We start from the raw sequence: 15,377 nt of genomic DNA on the forward strand, positions 1-15,377 counted from the left end.
GTGAATACCATTTCATTTGAGTTTGTCAGGAGTTAGTTATGTCCAATCGCCAGAACGGTACCGTCAAGTGGTTCAACGATGCCAAAGGCTTCGGCTTCATTACGCCGGAAAGCGGCCCCGACCTGTTCGTGCATTTTCGCTCGATCCAGGGCAGCGGCTTCAAGTCCCTGCAGGAAGGCCAGCGCGTGACGTTTGTCGCCGTGCAGGGCCAGAAAGGCATGCAGGCTGACGAAGTTCAGGTTGCCTGAATCTCGCGCCATTGCTTGATTGAAACCCCGGGTGGAAGCGCCCGGGGTTTTTTATTGCCTGCTATTCCGCGAATCCAGTCTTCCCGGCAACCTGCCGGAGTTGACTCGGCTGGGCTGCTAGCCCGGACTATTCATGAAAAACACACGCCCTCGCTTGCCCCTTGAATCCACACGACTTTCCGCTCATTCAGCGATAGAGCCCGCTATCCCTTCAATCGCAAAAAACCGTGTGAATCCAATGGCCTGCACGATCATCGCGCGTATTCATGAATAGTCCGGGCTAGCGATCGCATTTCGTGATGTCGTTCAAATCCGGCACGGGAGTCTGCAGCTCAACACCGGTCAAAGACCCAGTTCCTGGCGCAGCATACTCGCGATGGATGCGTCCACTTCCGGCATACCAAGCACACTGCTGCGTTCGATATGCTGGACCAGCGCCTCAACCTGGTCGCGTCCACCCGGGTCGGCGATGGCCTGTCGCGGTGTGCGCCCGTTCAACGCGGGCAAAGCACTATCAATCCACGTCCGATAGTGCTCTTTCAGGTGTGAGCTCACCAGCGCGAGTATTTCCGGATCGTTAATGTCGATTTTTTCGCCATCCGCATCTTGACCATCGATCGCAAGCGCCTGATCCAGGGTCTGAACTTCATCAAGCACGAATCTTGCACTGGCTCCGAGGATATCGCTGATGATCTGCCGCAGTTCATCCGCATCTTCTGGAAAATCAACCTCGGCGATCAGCTGGCCGTCCTCGATCCAAAGGGTGCAAAGCGGAGTCGGCAACTCAGCCGGGATCGCATCGTCCATGTCCTGCCAGTCAAACCGTGCGTATTGCAACGTGCCTTCCCCATCGCGCTCGGTTAGTTCGTCCCGCGGACACATGCCGAGCGCCCTGGCATCAGGATGTCTCAGCAGCTCAAGCGCCTTCTCTTCCGAGTCGATGTCGAAAATCAACCGATGGATCTCGATGTCGTCATCAACGAAATTCAGCATATCGTCATGTTCTGGATAAAGCATCGGATCGGACAAATCCAGATAAAGCTCACGCAATTCGATATCCCACATACCGAGGTCGATGTCTGCGTGATCGATGCCGGTGTTGTCGGCGTTTGTGCGCACGCGCGCGGTCAATTCGAATATGGGCAGTTTGTCCTCTGGCGGCAACGCCACCGGGCTGGTCGCCTCCAGCAGCGTAACTCCCTGAGCCACCGCCAACTGTCCGAAAATCACGTCGTGTACTTGAACAGATTGCGATGCGGTGCGCTCCAAAACCTCGTGCATTTGTCCAGTCAACAGATTGCACAGGGTAAATCCCTGCCCCGGTTCGCAGTGGGTCACTTCAAAAAAGCTGAACGGATGCGCCAGGCACGATTGCAGATATTCAATCATCAGCGGCGACAACTTGCGGCGTTGCTTGGCGAGAAAGAGCTGCGTTGGAGTCACTCGATGCAGCGCCGAGTCGGCGACTCCGGTCTCATCCGGATCGGGTGACCAACGATGGAACAACCAGGGCAAGAAAACAGGAGCATGCGGCGTACGCGGATCGTACGATGCATCATCGTCAACCCAAAGTTCGAACTCCGACCACGCTTCGTCGACCGCATCAAGGCCGTATTGCTCGACCACAAAGCGCAGCATGCGCGGCGGAAAATCCTCCAGCTCGCTGCGGATGCGCCGCCACGTCATCTGCGCAGGCGAATTGGCAAATGCATCGGCTGCGGCGAGGCAACAGTGCTTGTATTTTTTTCCGCTGCCGCAGGGACAGGGGTCATTGCGTCCGGTTTTCATGGAGCCATTGTCGCGGCAAATTCATGCAAGGCGCAATCCTGGAGTCAGTCCCGACAAGGTCCGTTTCGGCAACCTGGCATCGCGTGTTCTCGTCGCGAACAGGTGCGGCACGCCTTCGAGCGGATAGACATCGAGAGCGAATCCGCCAGCAAACGATATCGCTGCGCGTGCGTAGTACCCCGTAACACGGGTCATCGCTATCGCCACCGCAACCCAGCCTGCTCCCTCGCCCCCCAATATCCGGTCGGGTCGATATAGGCCATCGGGTTGTTGAACACGTAGCTGTAGCGATTCAGGCTCTGGCTGTTGCCGGGTGCCTGTATGAACGGATCGGCCTGCAGGAAGCGCCCGAGGTTCAGATCGTAGATGCGCCCACCCATGTGGACGATGCCAACTGAGTCGACCTGCTCGTGGCCGGTGTAGCCATGGTGCGTCGTGTCTTTCAGTTCGTTGCCGAGCGTGATCGACCAGAGTGCAGGAGCATGCCAGTCAGCCCAGGCGCGGCGCTTGCCAAACGGATCGAAGCTCATGCGCGCACTGGCGTTTATCGGCATGCCGTAGTCATCGAGCACGGCGTACGTCGATCCTTGAGCATCGGTGAGCAGGTATTCGCGCCGGATCGTCTTGGCACTGCCGGTACCGCGTTGGACGATGATCACGCCGCCGACACAGCGGCGAACTTCCTGGAATGCACTCGGATTGGTGCCGCTCGCCGTCCAGCAGCAGATTGTGCGTGTCCCGGTTGTTCCGGTCGTGCCATCGCCCGAGTCTAACTCTAGCGATGGTACGATGGTAGACCTGACCCCGAAGCTGCCGAAGCTGCCGCAAAGTTCCATGGTACGATGGTAGACCTGACCCCAAAGCTCCAGGTGGGGCGTCGGCGTTGACTTCGGTAAATTTGACTTCACCGAAAGCAATGCCGGTCGTTACGCCCGATCTCCTGCTGAATCGCTATCCGCATCACCTCGGCATCTGCAATCTGTAGCTTTCGCATCGTCCTTCTCCCAGAGAGAATTACGAGCGGAGCATAACATTATGCTGCGTTATTTATGTCGTCGTGTTTAGCACGATATAAATTGACAAAGGGGTTGCTACGACTACTTCAAGCACTTATCAATCGAGACTGACACTATCGACTACATTCTACTTTATATCTATTTATCTAATTAACAATAGAATGTATTTCATATGAAATACACCTTTCTTTACTTAGCTTAACAACTAGAGAATAAGGCTTTGATTCGCGGACAACAATCATCATCAACCCATCTGAATTCTCATCCAGCCTTACTTCACGCACTTCCTCAAATGTGGCATCCATAATAGCTTTCTCAATTTCCGCTCGTCTATCTGAAAATGGAGAAACGCGACACGAAGAATTTTCAGACTGGCCACGGAGCGAACCTTGAATCGCATCGAACGCTATCCGAGCAATTCCCGAGCGTTTACGCTCGACATTCAACCCTCTCGGCTTTGCCGAATTTCCGGGAGCTGCACATGCAACAGCGACGAGCTGAACAACAAGAAATATTACGATTATTTTGCGGATGCCGAACATACAGTTAGTGGCCACCAGAATACCCATCATAGAGAATCGAAATATCGGAGGGCGTAATATACCTCGGCCTGTCATTGCTCATGATGCTATTTAAACCGGCGGCTCTGTTCTTCACAAACCCAAAAATATGACCAAATTCATGGACCGGCGTGTCTGGATATCCTGTTGACGAGTAATAGAGATTCCTGCCTCCAGGATCCGCAGCCCCAAGGCCATATGTGCACGCTGAGGGAACGCAATTTGTCAAGTAGAAATCGGTATTGCTGTTTGCAAGGGAATCTATATGGCCGATGAGAACCACTCGAATCTTTGCGGTATAGGTTGTCTGACCATCTGATACTGTCGTGTTCCATCCTGACACCGCTGTTGAGATGTACCACTCCGCAAGTTCATTTGGTATCGCTGGATCCCAAGCAAATGTAGTGACTCCAAAATCTAGCGTCTTGTTTCCATCAACGCTAGTTGTGACAACTCGAGGCTTTAGACGCAAATTCGCATAAAAATCGTCACCCTGATCAGCACCTCCTTCATTGGATGCATCTGACCTTGCAACCGCCCTCCCCATAGCAAACTGAAACGCCGACGTAATCGCCCCATTCGCAAACTTCCCACCCGTCGCCCGCGACACCGTCCCACCAATCACCGCCGCGACAACCGTCTGTCCAGCAGGATTGGATGAGGCCGCTTCCGGAATTGGCGACAAGAATGCACTCGCGCCCGCTGTCACAAACCCATTGCCAAAGCGCCCACCCTGTAGCTCAGCCATGACGCCACCGGTAACGCCCGAGGCGAGCGCCAATTTACTGTACGCAGCGATGCCGTCGCCACTAGCAATGTTTACACCTCGAACCGAGAACTTTTGGGCAACCCCGAAAAACGCCAATGAGCTGATTCCACCCACAACAGCGCCGCGCAAATTGCCTGACTGAACCGCGCCGGCGGCGAATCCGCCCGCAAACGATATCGCCGCTGCATTGCTCGCTGCACTAGCGCCACCGGCTGATAGGTCTGCACCTGCGTAGTACCCCGTAACACAGGTAATTGCTATCGCCACCACAGTCCGCAACCCCGCCTGCTCCCTCGCCCCCCAATACCCGATCGGGTCGGTATAAGCCATCGGGTTGTTGAAAACATAGCTGTAGCGATTCAGGCTCTGGCTGTTGCCGGGTGCCTGTATGAACGGATCGGCCTGCAGGAAGCGCCCAAGGTTCGGGTCGTAGATGCGTCGAGTCAAAAAGAAGCCCGGGCATGCCCGGGCTTCTGGTTTTACGCTGGAACTTGAAGCTTACTGACGTTTGACCGCCACGGTGATGTGGGCCGGTGGGGCGTCGGCGTTGACTTCGGTAAATTTGACTTCACCGAAAGCAATGCCGGTCGTTGCGGCCGTGGTTGTCGCGGTGATGAAGATCGTCACTGTCTCCGGAGCAACGGGTGGAGCTGTGGTTTCGAAATCGCCGGTAAAGATATGCTCGGGATTGTCGATTCCTGCGCCAGTGAATGTGAAGGTCGTCGGGGCGACTGTTACCGTAACACCCGGTGGTTGATCGACAGTCACGTTCCAGGTGGTCGGTTCCGACGATGTATTGCGCAGGTGGCGTACCCACGTATACGCAGGTGCGACGTTGCTCAATCCGGTAACGCGTACGGACGGCAGGTTCAGTTCCTTGACGTTGATCGAACCACCACTCGGGTTGGCAGCAAGGAAGTTTGCGTAGGTCTCGTCCATGACAAAGCCGGCGAAAGGCGCTGCGGACAGATCGACCCGGCCATTGCCCACATCGTCAATATCCCATGGCGTCGATTCGTCTTCCTTCGTGCCGGTGATTTTTGCCGTCAACTGCAGAGCGGATTTCACCTCGGTCGGAGTCCAGTCCGGATTCACAGCACGCACCAGTGCGGCGGAGCCGGCCAGATGCGGACTCGACATCGAGGTACCACTGATCGAGTAGTAGTTTCCGTCGGCGGCTCGCCCTGCCGCATAGATGCTGACGCCAGGACCGGTGATATCCGGCTTGGTCAGATCAGCCAGATTTCCCGGTGTTGGACCGCGGAAGCTGAAGTCGGCCAGTACATCGGGCTGGACCGGACCCGCAATACGCGCTTCCAGGCTTGCGGTAGTCGGCGTCGAACCATTGCTGGTAATGAAGCTGTTCATCGCCACGCCAGCAGCCTGGGTGATGCTGTAGGCCGGAATCGTTGCGCCATCGGTGTTCATGTTGATGGTGCCGAAGGTGTTGTTGTAGATAATCACCTGATCGGCGCCGGCAGCTGCTGCATTGGCGACTTTTTCGGTAAACGGGCAAGTACCACGCTGGATCAAGGCGACCGCACCGTTGAAGAAGTTGGCCGGAAACGCACCGCCTGCCGTGCAACCGATCAGATTGGTTGCGGATACGCGGATTTCCTTGTTGGTGAACGGGACCGCAGTCGTCATGTGGCTGCCGAGGGCGGCCAACAGATTCTGCGTATCAGCCGGCGGCGTGCCTGGACCGGTCGCGGAAACGCCTGCGCCAAGGTTCACGTCCTGAGTTGATGCAGCGACGGTCATCACCCACGGGCCTCGATGGTTAACCTGGCCTACCGGATTCGTGATCGTGGCGTTGGTGTTGCCTGCCGAAGCGGCGACCACGATATCGGTATTGACTGCATCGAGGAAGGCCCGATCAGAATCAGCCCACGGGTTGGTGCCGCCGGAAATTGAGTAGTTGATGACGTCGACGCCATCAATAATCGCATTTTGAATGCCGGCGCTGATCGCGGAACTGGAGCACTGATCAGTCGCGCAAACCTTGTAGGTTCGCAGGGAAGCGCACGGAGCCACGCCTGACATCTGCGTGTAGGGAACAGGGAGGTTCGGCGATGGCGATGCGGAATTGGTTACGGTGTTGCCGGCGGCGGTGCTGGCCGTGTGCACGCCATGGCCAGAAGCGACCGCTTCCGGATCCGGGCCGTTGCAGACACCTGCTGTCGAGGTCGCGCAATCGACCGCACTGAGCAGCTTGTGATCGCTGGGACCGAAGCCGCAAGTGGCGTCATCAGCAAACGAGGGATGGGTCGAGTTGACGCCGGTGTCGAGGACTCCAACAACAACACCCTTGCCGCGACTTTTGGCGCCACCGGGGATCGCCTGATTCCACACGGTATCAGCGCCAATGAAGATCGGGCCACGGTAAGTATCGAGGTGATAGATCTCTTCCTGCTTGACCGAGGCCACGCCGGGCGCATTGGCAATCTTTGCGGCCTCGGCAGCGGTCAGCCTGGCAGCGATGCCGCTGTCGGTAATTTCGTAGGTATGGGTGACTTCGAGCGGATGCCCGAGCAGCGAGGACATCGTGGCAATGGAGTCCTGCTGGCGCTCACGCAGGTAGGCACGATAATTTTTGGTGTCCGCACTGGCTGCGTCGAACTTGCTTGCACGTGCATTCGGATCCGGGGCGGTCGCGCGCAGATTGGCGACGCCACCCTTGTAATGTAGTGCACCGGCATCGGTGAACTTGATGATGTAGGTGTTGACCGCATTGGCGGTTTGATCACCGCTGTTGGTGGCATGCGCATGGTTTACCCAAGCATTGCCACCAAGGCACGCGCCGATTACGGCTGCGAGGGCCGTCACTCGTATTGATGTCGCCATTGCCAGACTCCGAAATTGAATTATATAAAAACATAGTAGGGGAATATCCGCCCCCATCAGGCAGCCGTCAACCTTGAATACCCCAGTAGCGGACTCGGTTTTATAGCATCGCCACCCGGCCCGGGCAAATGCATGCGTCTCTGTTCAGCTTGTTCAGATTGCCTCACCCGGCGCGCAGAACAGCAAGCGCGGCAGCACAACCCGCCCTGGGGCCCCGTCAACGCTCCGACCCGGGACCGGGGCCGACAACGGGAGCGAAAAATGCTGCGACTGCAGCAAAATCATCCGTTCGCGGCATTGCCGGCAAACTGGCGAGGAAGATGCGTCCGTAGCCCTTGCTGGTCAGGCGCGGATCGCAGAGGACGAGGACGCCGCGATCATTGATATCCCGGATCAGGCGTCCCGCACCTTGCTTGAGCGCGATTACGGCATTCGGGATCTGCCATTCGACAAACGGGTTGAGACCGGACTCGCGCAACACTTCGAGCCTGGCAACGAGAACCGGATCGTCGGGTGCGGCAAACGGCAGCTTGTCGATGACGACGACGCTGAGGGCTTCGCCAGCGACATCGACGCCTTCCCAGAAACTGGCCGCGCCCAGCAGCACACCGTTTCCTGATTCGCGAAAACCGGCGAGTAGCTGATGACGCGGTGCGGAGCCTTGCACAAACAGCGGATACGGCACGCGCCCTTCGAGCAGTTCGGCGGCGCGGCGAAGCGCGCGGTGCGAGGTGAACAACAGAAAGGCCCGCCCGGCCGAGGCTTCGAGCACGGGCAGCACGGCCTCGATGACTTTATCGGTGAAATCGCGTGCGCTCGGTTCGGGCAGACCTTTCGGAAGATAGGCCAGTGCCTGGTTGGCATAGTCGAACGGGCTGTCGAGACACAGTGATGCTGGATCCTCCAGGCCGAGTTGCCGGGCGAAATGATCAAAGCGCCCGGCGATCGACAAGGTCGCCGAGGTGAAGATCCATGCCGCGTGGCTTTGTTCGCGCAACTCGCGCAGCGGTTGCGAGAGATCCAGCGGCGTTGCGTGCAAGGCGAACCCGTTCTGACTCAATTCATACCAGTGCACCGAGTCGCGCGCACCGCTGTCACACAGATGGGTCAGGCGCGCACTCATCGCCATCGCGCGCTCGTGTACCGCGGCGAGACCACGACTGCGTTCGGCATGCGCATCGAGCCCGGCGGCGAGTTCATCGAGGGCGACACGCACACCTTCAAGTTCGCGCTCGACCTCGGCATCACGCTCGATGACAACAAACGCCGCCTTGGACGGAAAGCGATCCAGGGCCAGGCGCAATCGGCGCACCGCCGGCTTCATTTCTTCGATCATCGGCTGCAAGGTCGCCAGCGCACCACTGACCGAGGCGCACTCGGCCAGCGCGTCGGTAGCGAGCTCGGTCAACTGGCGCGCGGTCAGGGTGATCGAGAAAAACTGCCCGGCCAACTCGGGTACCTGATGGGCCTCGTCAAGAATGAAGGCGTGGGCACCGGGCAGGATTTCACCGAAGCCTTCCTGCTTGATCGCCAGATCAGCAAACAGCAGGTGATGGTTGACCACGACGATGTCGGCTTCCTGGGCGGCGCGGCGCGCCTTGACCACGAAACAATCGCTGAAGAACGGACAGTCGCTGCCGAGACAATTCTCGGTGGTCGAAGTAACCCGCGGCCACAGTGGCGAATCCTCGGGCAACTCGGCGAGCTCGGCGCGATCGCCGCTTTTCGTTGCCGTTGACCAGGCATGGATCGTTTGCAGCTGACTGACCTGCTCGCGATTGACGAAGCGGCCTTCATTGCGCGCTTGTTCGAGTCGATGCAGGCACAGGTAGTTGGCCCGGCCCTTGAGCAGGGCTGATGACAGGCGCGCACCGAGAACGCTGCGCACGCGCGGCAAATCGCGGTGAAACAACTGATCCTGCAGGGCCTTGGTGCCGGTCGAGATGATCACGCGCTTGCCCGACATCATCGCCGGCACGAGATAGGCAAAGGTCTTTCCGGTACCGGTACCGGCCTCGGCGATCAGGGCGTGACGATCATCGATGGCCTCGGCCACGGCGCGCGCCATCAGCTGTTGCACTTCACGAGGCACGAAACCCGGCACTTCGCGGGCAAACGGCCCTTCCGCTCCAAGCAGTTCGTCGGCGGCTTCATCCATGATTCTGGCCCGCGGTCAGCGCGCTGCCACGGCCGACATGGATGCCAATGGCGCGGTTGCGCTCAAAGGCGCACCGGTCGCTTGACCGTGCATTCCTTGCGCCGCTTTTCGGCGTGGGGCAGGTAGTCGTTGTCGCCGAAGGATTTGCGCGCCTCGATGATGGTCTGCCAGTTCTGCACGCACAGCGTGCCGACCTGCGGGCCCTTCTTGAAGCTTTCATAGGCGAGCTTTTCAGCCTCGATGATATTGCCGCGCAGGAACTCAATCTCGGCTTCTTTTTGCAGGATATCGGGTGCATCCGGGGCCAGCGCCTGCGCCTTCTGGATGGCAACATGGGCATCATCGAGTCGCTGCAACTGTTCAGCTTGCTCAGCCTTGGCCAGGAAACCTTCGACCGCCGGATCGCGCAAGGGATTTACCTGCAAGGCCGAATCATCGCCCGCACCAGCGGCGCGGATTGCCTTGACCGCGGCAATGCGATCCGTATCCGGGCGAACCACACTGGGTGCTTGCTTGGGAGTCGGGTTGGAACAGGCCATAAGCAAAGCACTGAAAACAAACAGTACGAACGGCCGGAGCTTGCGGAGAGTGATTTTCATGAAGCGCGATGACGGGATTCGGAAGTCGGCAAGCATAACGTCAATTGTCTTTCTGGCCGAACCATTCGCGGATGCGATCCATCGCGCAGCCTTCTCGATCAGTCGGCGCATAACCCTCAACAAACGGCAACTCGCGCGCGCCCGAGCAGACCGCATCACTGAGACGACCATTTTCAGGATCGATCCAGACACGCTCGATGCCTTCTTCGGGCGGCATCAACGGCTGCGCGGGCAAACGCTTGAACAGATCGATCCAGACTTTCAGCGCGCCGGTCGACCCGTACAAGCCGGTCGGCCGATTGTCGTCACGGCCAACCCAGACCACGCCGAGCTGGTTGCCGCTGAATCCGGCGAACCAGGAATCACGCTGGGTATCGCTGGTGCCGGTCTTGCCGGCAGCATGCAAATCACCGAGACCGGCCGCGCCGATCGAGCGTGCGGTGCCCGATTCGACCACCTGCTGCATGGCCCAGGTGACCAGGCGAGAGGCCGCCACGTAGTCGCCGGTACCGGGACTGACGCCGAAGCGAGACATCGTGCGCCCCTTGCCATCGATGACCCCGCGCACCGCGCGCAATGGCACGGCGTGGCCATCAGCGGCGAAGTACTGGTAGAGCTGGGCAACATCGAACGGACTCAGATCGACCGCGCCGAGCAACAGTGACGGGTTCGGATTGATCGTGCGGCCAAGGCGGAACGATTCGAGCAAGCCGCGCACCTTGTCGACACCGAGACGCAGACCGAGATGCACGGTGGCCAGATTCCAGCTGTTCTTCAGCGCATCGATGAGCAACACCTTGCCGTGTACGTCACCATCGTCGTTTTTCGGAATCCAGCGAGTGCCGTCACGTTGCGGGATATCGACCGGAGCATCGTCGATCAGGCTGGCCAGTGAATAGCGTTGCGGCTGGGCCAGCGCGACCAGGTAGACAAACGGCTTGACCAGCGAGCCGATCGGGCGCCGCGCATCCAGAGCCCGGTTGAAGCCGGGCGAATCGGCATCACGGCCACCGATCAGTGCTTGCACCTCGCCATTCGGAACCGAGGTGACGACAACGGCGGATTCGACACCGGCATCGCGTTTGCCGAGACTCTTGAGCGCCGAATCGAGGGCTGCTTCGGCCTGCAATTGCGCCGAAGGTGCCAGCGTGGTGTGAATGGTCAGACCCGCGGCATCGAGTTCGTGATCGGCAAAATCGCGCCGCAGTTGCTGGCGCACGAGCTCCAGAAAGGCCGGAAACCGATTGCGTGGCAAGGCACCTTTGGCACGAATGCCGAGTGGCTCGCTGGCAGCGCTGGCAAGCACCCTGGCGTCGATCAAGCCGGTATCGTGGAACTGCTCAAGCACCAGGTTGCGCCGCGCCAGCGCACGTTTCGGCGCACGTCGCGGATCGTAGTAGCTCGGCCCCTGGACGAGGCCGACGAGCAAGGCGATGTCGGCTGGCCCGAGGGCCTCGACTTCGCGGCCGAAATAGAACTCCGAGGCCGCAGCAAATCCGTGCACGGCCTGACCACCCTGCTGACCGAGGAAGATTTCATTGACGTAGGCTTCGAGGATGCGCCGCTTGTCGTAGCGGAATTCGATCAGCAATGCGATCAGCGCCTCGTTGCCCTTGCGCACGTAACTGCGGCCGCGATCGAGGAACAGGTTCTTGACCAGTTGCTGGGTCAGCGTCGAACCACCCTGAACGACGCGACCAGCGCTCAGATTGGCCCATCCCGCGCGCAGGATCGCAACCGGATCGATGCCGTGGTGATGCTTGAAGTCGCGATCCTCGACAGCTTGCAGGCCGGTGACCAGCAGGGTTGGCAATTGTTCGAGGCGGACCAGGCGGCGCTCTTCCTGTTTCGATCCGTACAGCGTGGCAATGCGCGCCGGATCAAGCTCGGCTTGATGCAAAGGTTTGCCGGTTTTTGCGTCGAGCAGATCGGTGACCCGCCCGCCGACCAGATCGAGGGCCAGGGTCTGTGCAGGATAGCGACCATCGAGCCCGGCGAAAGCGCGTCGAGCAATCTCGAAATGATTGCCGTTTTGCGCGAAGGTTCCGGGCGTTACGGCCGAGGTTGCCTTGCGATAGCGCGCCGCTTCGAGCTCAAGCAGCAAGGTATCGGCATTCAGGGGCCGCCCCGGAGCCAGATCCAGCGGCCGCGCAAAAACCCGGCTCGGAACCTGCCAGTTCAGATCATCAAACCGCTCGCGGACCTGATGGTCGAGAGTGATCGTATAGGGAACGAGAAATCCGGCCAGTGCCCCGAATCCGAGCAGGACAGGAGCTCGTAGCAAGCGCCAGAGCAGGGCGATGAAGGATAAAAATTGTCGTAGCAAGGCAATCCGGACACGGTGGAATCGGTGACAGTCTAGCCCGGAAAAAGCCTGGGGCAACGGCAAGTCGATGAACCCTCGTCGTGGCAGTGTGCGTCTGCATCGCCGATAATCCGCATCCGCTCGAATTCAGGAACGTCGTGCCGAAATCTTCACCGGAATCTCTCTGCCTGTGTGTGCATGGAACCCGCGCATTTACGGATCACTGGCTGGCAGAGATCATCGCGCAGGCGCCCGATGCGGCCGAGCTTGTCCTTCTCGGCGCTTCGGCGTCGTTGAGCGGATTCGATCACGCCCTGCGCCTGCCTGAAATCAGCATGGAATCCGCCGAGGCGATCGCGAGGGCACTCGCGGAACGCTTGCCCGGTCGCGATCTGCTGATTGTGCGCAGCGACGCCGAATTGCCGTCGCTGGCCCTGCCGCGCCTGTTGCGCGCCATTGAGCAAGCCGATGTGCTGGGCGCCGGGCCGCTCGACAATCTGCACCCTGCGCGCACGCCGCTGGCTGCCGGCTCCAACAGCAATGCCGCGGTCGAACGCATCGATGCGCTCTGTTACGCCTGTTCACGACGACAATTGATCGACAGCGACGCGCTGTCGCCACTGACTTCCGCCTGGTCTGGTCAGCGCCTGCGTGATGGCGGCACCAGATTGCGCAAGGTCATGCTTGATCACTGCTATGTCGGCGCACGCGGCAAATCGCTTGAAGGTGCCGAGGCAAGCCTTGATCCGCGCGACCTGCTGCCGCCCTCGCCGCTGGCCGAATTGCGCGAGCGCGTGACCGAAGCGATCGACACTCCACTGACACCCTGCCGGGCCGGGCTCGACAAGCGGCCCGTCCTCCTCCACATCCTGCACGGCTGGGGCGGTGGTGCCGAGCGCTGGGTGCGTGATTTTTGCAGCGCGTTTACCGGTGCCGATCAACTGGTCCTCAAATCCAGTGGCAGCCATCAACGCAGTCGCCACGGCGAATGGCTCGAACTCTACGACGGCAGCTTGCTCGGCCCGCCCTTGCGCCGAATCGCCCTGCCCTGCGCGATAGCCGACACCGACGTTTCGAATTCGGCCTATCGCATCCTGCTTGACGAGTTGCTGAGCGAACACTGCATCGACGCGATCATCGTTTCCTCCCTGATTGGCCACAGCCTCGATGTGCTGCAGACCGGCTTGCCAACCGCGCGTGTCGTCCACGACCACTATCCACTGTGGCCGGTGCTGCACAAGAATTTCAGTGACGAAACGCTGCGCTTCGATGATGCCCAGCGTGTCTCCGACCTCGCCGCACTCGGCCGCGAAGCCGAGTTTGCGAATGCCGAGGCAAGCCATTGGAAGGTGCTCAGTGAGGCAACCATCGAGCGCTTGCTCGCGGCCAGGGTGCAACTGATCGCGCCCAGCCAGTCGGCGCTGAACAATGATCTGCGTTTGGCAGCAGAGCTCAGCGACCTGCCGGCAACCATCATCGGGCACGGCCTCTCGGCCTGGCCCGGCGATTCGCTACGCGCGATCAACCCGCCGAATCGCGAACGTCTGCGCCTGGTTTTCCCGGGCCGCGTGCGCCGTGGCAAGGGTGCCGAACTGCTCGAACAGGTACTGCCGAAAATCTGCGAATTTGCCGATGTCTTCCTGCTCGGCGCCGGTGCCGATGCGCATGCGTTTTTCGGCATCGATGGCGTGCATATCGTGCTCGATTACCGCCGCGAACAGCTGCCCAATCTGCTCGCCGAACTTGCCGCCGATGCCGCCGTACTGCTGCCAACCGTTGCCGAAACATTCGGTTACACCTTGTCGGAGTTGCGCGACCTCGGCGTGCCAGTGATCGCCACCCGCCTCGGCGCCTATGTCGAACGTATCGACGATGGTGTCGATGGTTTTCATGTCGAGGCGAATGCCGAGGACGTGGTCGCAACGATTCGCGCCCTGGCCGAAAACCGTGATCGCCTGCAAAGCGTGCGCGAGCATCTCGCCAGCCGGCGCGAGCCGGATCTGGCCGATATGGCCAAGGCCTATGCCGGCATCCTCAACTTGCCGACCATTGCCGAGCTGCGCTATCCGGTTCGCTCAAACGCCATCGACTCGCAACTGATCGCCACGCGCAGCGATCAGCTTTCACGTAGCGAGAAGCAACTCAGCGCACTTCAATCGCAACTGAAAACGCTGGGCGAGGAAAGCCAGCGTCGCGGCGACTGGGGCCACGGCCTCGATCGCGAACTGGCGGCGAACAAGGCCGAACTCGAAACGCGTACGGCTTGGGCCCAACGCCTGGATGCCGAAGTCGAAGCACTGCGCCCGTTCAAACCCGCCTACGAGACGGTCATGGCCAGCCGTTCGTGGCGACTGACGGCGCCGATGCGCGACACGGCGACGCGCTTGCGCCATATCCGCGCATCACTGAGCTTTCGCAGTCATCGTCTGCTGGCGCAAATTCGGCGTTTTCGCGGGAGTCTCGTCCAGCACGGCCTCGCTGGAACCTGGACGCGGCTGCTGCGCGAGTTGCGCGGCTCGTCGACAGTCCACGCGCGTCAAACCTACGCGCCACCGAGCGAGGAATTTTCGCCGTTCGCGGTTCCCGGCAGCGCGCAGCCGCGTGTCTCGATCGTCATTCCGGTACACAACAAATTCGCCTACACCGCCGCCTGCCTGCGCTCGCTGGTCGAGCACGCCGATGCAACCGCGTTCGAGGTCATCGTCGTCGATGATCTGTCGACTGATTCGACCGCGGCGCGGCTTGCCGAGATCGATGGCATTCGTGTCATCCGCAATGCCGAAAATCTCGGCTTCGTCGGATCCTGCAATGCCGGTGCCGAAGTCGCGCGCGGCGAATTCGTGCTGTTTCTCAACAACGATACGGTGGTTACCGCGGACTGGCTCGAAGCGCTGATCCGCTGTTTCGACGAAGAATCCGAAGCCGGTCTGGTCGGCTCACGCCTGGTCTATCCGGATGGTCGACTGCAGGAAGCCGGCGGCATCATCTTCAACGATGGCTCGGGCTGGAACTACGGCCGCTTCGAGGAACCCGACGACACCCGTTTCGCCTTTCGCCGCGAGGCCGACTATTGCTCGGGTGCGGCGATCC

11 protein-coding genes and 1 pseudogene are annotated in these 15,377 nt (G+C 59.8%); 2 read left to right on the forward strand and 10 right to left on the reverse strand.

The features are described from left to right. The first annotated feature begins 38 nt into the window (after positions 1-38). The gene (locus VFN25_RS09120; RefSeq protein ID WP_092405500.1) at positions 39-248 is read left to right on the forward strand and encodes a cold-shock protein; all 210 of its coding nucleotides are present in this window, start codon (positions 39-41) and stop codon (positions 246-248) included. Positions 249-590: 342 nt separating this feature from the next. On the opposite strand, the gene VFN25_RS09125 is transcribed toward VFN25_RS09120, so the two are convergent. The 10 genes and pseudogenes from VFN25_RS09125 to mrcB all read right to left on the reverse strand — a co-directional run bounded on the left by VFN25_RS09125 (position 591) and on the right by mrcB (position 12,308). Further along, the gene (locus tag VFN25_RS09125; RefSeq protein WP_325141093.1) at positions 591-1,763 is read right to left on the reverse strand and encodes a hypothetical protein; all 1,173 of its coding nucleotides are present in this window, start codon (positions 1,761-1,763) and stop codon (positions 591-593) included. A gap of 207 nt (positions 1,764-1,970) precedes the next feature. Continuing rightward, a pseudogene (locus VFN25_RS09130) lies at positions 1,971-2,036 on the reverse strand (SEC-C metal-binding domain-containing protein); the annotation flags it as partial. 21 nt (positions 2,037-2,057) lie between these two features. After that, a complete protein-coding gene (locus VFN25_RS09135; RefSeq protein WP_325141075.1) occupies positions 2,058-2,231 on the reverse strand; it encodes a hypothetical protein in 174 nt (57 codons plus the stop codon). 2 nt (positions 2,232-2,233) lie between these two features. After that, complete coding sequence (locus VFN25_RS09140) at positions 2,234-2,695, reverse strand: RHS repeat-associated core domain-containing protein (RefSeq protein ID WP_325141077.1); 462 nt, start codon at positions 2,693-2,695, stop codon at positions 2,234-2,236. A gap of 503 nt (positions 2,696-3,198) precedes the next feature. Continuing rightward, a complete protein-coding gene (locus tag VFN25_RS09145) occupies positions 3,199-3,624 on the reverse strand; it encodes a hypothetical protein (RefSeq protein ID WP_325141079.1) in 426 nt (141 codons plus the stop codon). Beyond that, on the reverse strand, positions 3,599-4,828 hold the full coding sequence (locus VFN25_RS09150; protein WP_325141081.1) for an RHS repeat-associated core domain-containing protein: 1,230 nt from the start codon (positions 4,826-4,828) through the stop codon (positions 3,599-3,601). The genes VFN25_RS09145 and VFN25_RS09150 overlap by 26 nt, the downstream gene beginning before the upstream one ends. 51 nt (positions 4,829-4,879) lie before the next feature. Next, complete coding sequence (locus VFN25_RS09155; RefSeq protein WP_325141083.1) at positions 4,880-7,225, reverse strand: S8 family serine peptidase; 2,346 nt, start codon at positions 7,223-7,225, stop codon at positions 4,880-4,882. A gap of 217 nt (positions 7,226-7,442) precedes the next feature. After that, entirely contained in the window at positions 7,443-9,383 is a 1,941-nt protein-coding gene (locus tag VFN25_RS09160) for an ATP-dependent DNA helicase (RefSeq protein WP_325141085.1), read from the reverse strand. A gap of 62 nt (positions 9,384-9,445) precedes the next feature. Continuing rightward, positions 9,446-9,982: a tetratricopeptide repeat protein gene (locus VFN25_RS09165; RefSeq protein WP_325141087.1), complete on the reverse strand. Its 537-nt coding sequence runs from the start codon at positions 9,980-9,982 to the stop codon at positions 9,446-9,448. 40 nt (positions 9,983-10,022) lie between these two features. Next, positions 10,023-12,308, reverse strand: a complete 2,286-nt coding sequence (mrcB, locus tag VFN25_RS09170; RefSeq protein WP_325141089.1) for a penicillin-binding protein 1B — start codon at positions 12,306-12,308, stop codon at positions 10,023-10,025. A 137-nt stretch (positions 12,309-12,445) separates the two neighbouring features. Between mrcB and VFN25_RS09175 the strand changes: the two genes are divergently transcribed. Further along, positions 12,446-15,377: glycosyltransferase (locus VFN25_RS09175; RefSeq protein ID WP_325141091.1), on the forward strand; the 2,932-nt coding region annotated here is incomplete at its 3' end.

Origin of the sequence: Dokdonella sp. (assembly GCF_035703485.1) — a bacterium.
GTDB lineage: Bacteria > Pseudomonadota > Gammaproteobacteria > Xanthomonadales > Rhodanobacteraceae > Dokdonella.

Bases quoted from the DNA above. Each gene is read 5' to 3' on its own strand.
- VFN25_RS09120 (WP_092405500.1), top strand. From the start codon at position 39: ATGTCCAATCGCCAGAACGGTACCGTCAAGTGGTTCAACGATGCCAAA.
- VFN25_RS09145 (WP_325141079.1), bottom strand. From the start codon at position 3,624: ATGATGGGTATTCTGGTGGCCACTAACTGTATGTTCGGCATCCGCAAA.
- VFN25_RS09165 (WP_325141087.1), bottom strand. From the start codon at position 9,982: ATGAAAATCACTCTCCGCAAGCTCCGGCCGTTCGTACTGTTTGTTTTC.
- VFN25_RS09155 (WP_325141083.1), bottom strand. From the start codon at position 7,225: ATGGCGACATCAATACGAGTGACGGCCCTCGCAGCCGTAATCGGCGCG.
- VFN25_RS09135 (WP_325141075.1), bottom strand. From the start codon at position 2,231: ATGACCCGTGTTACGGGGTACTACGCACGCGCAGCGATATCGTTTGCT.
- VFN25_RS09160 (WP_325141085.1), bottom strand. From the start codon at position 9,383: ATGGATGAAGCCGCCGACGAACTGCTTGGAGCGGAAGGGCCGTTTGCC.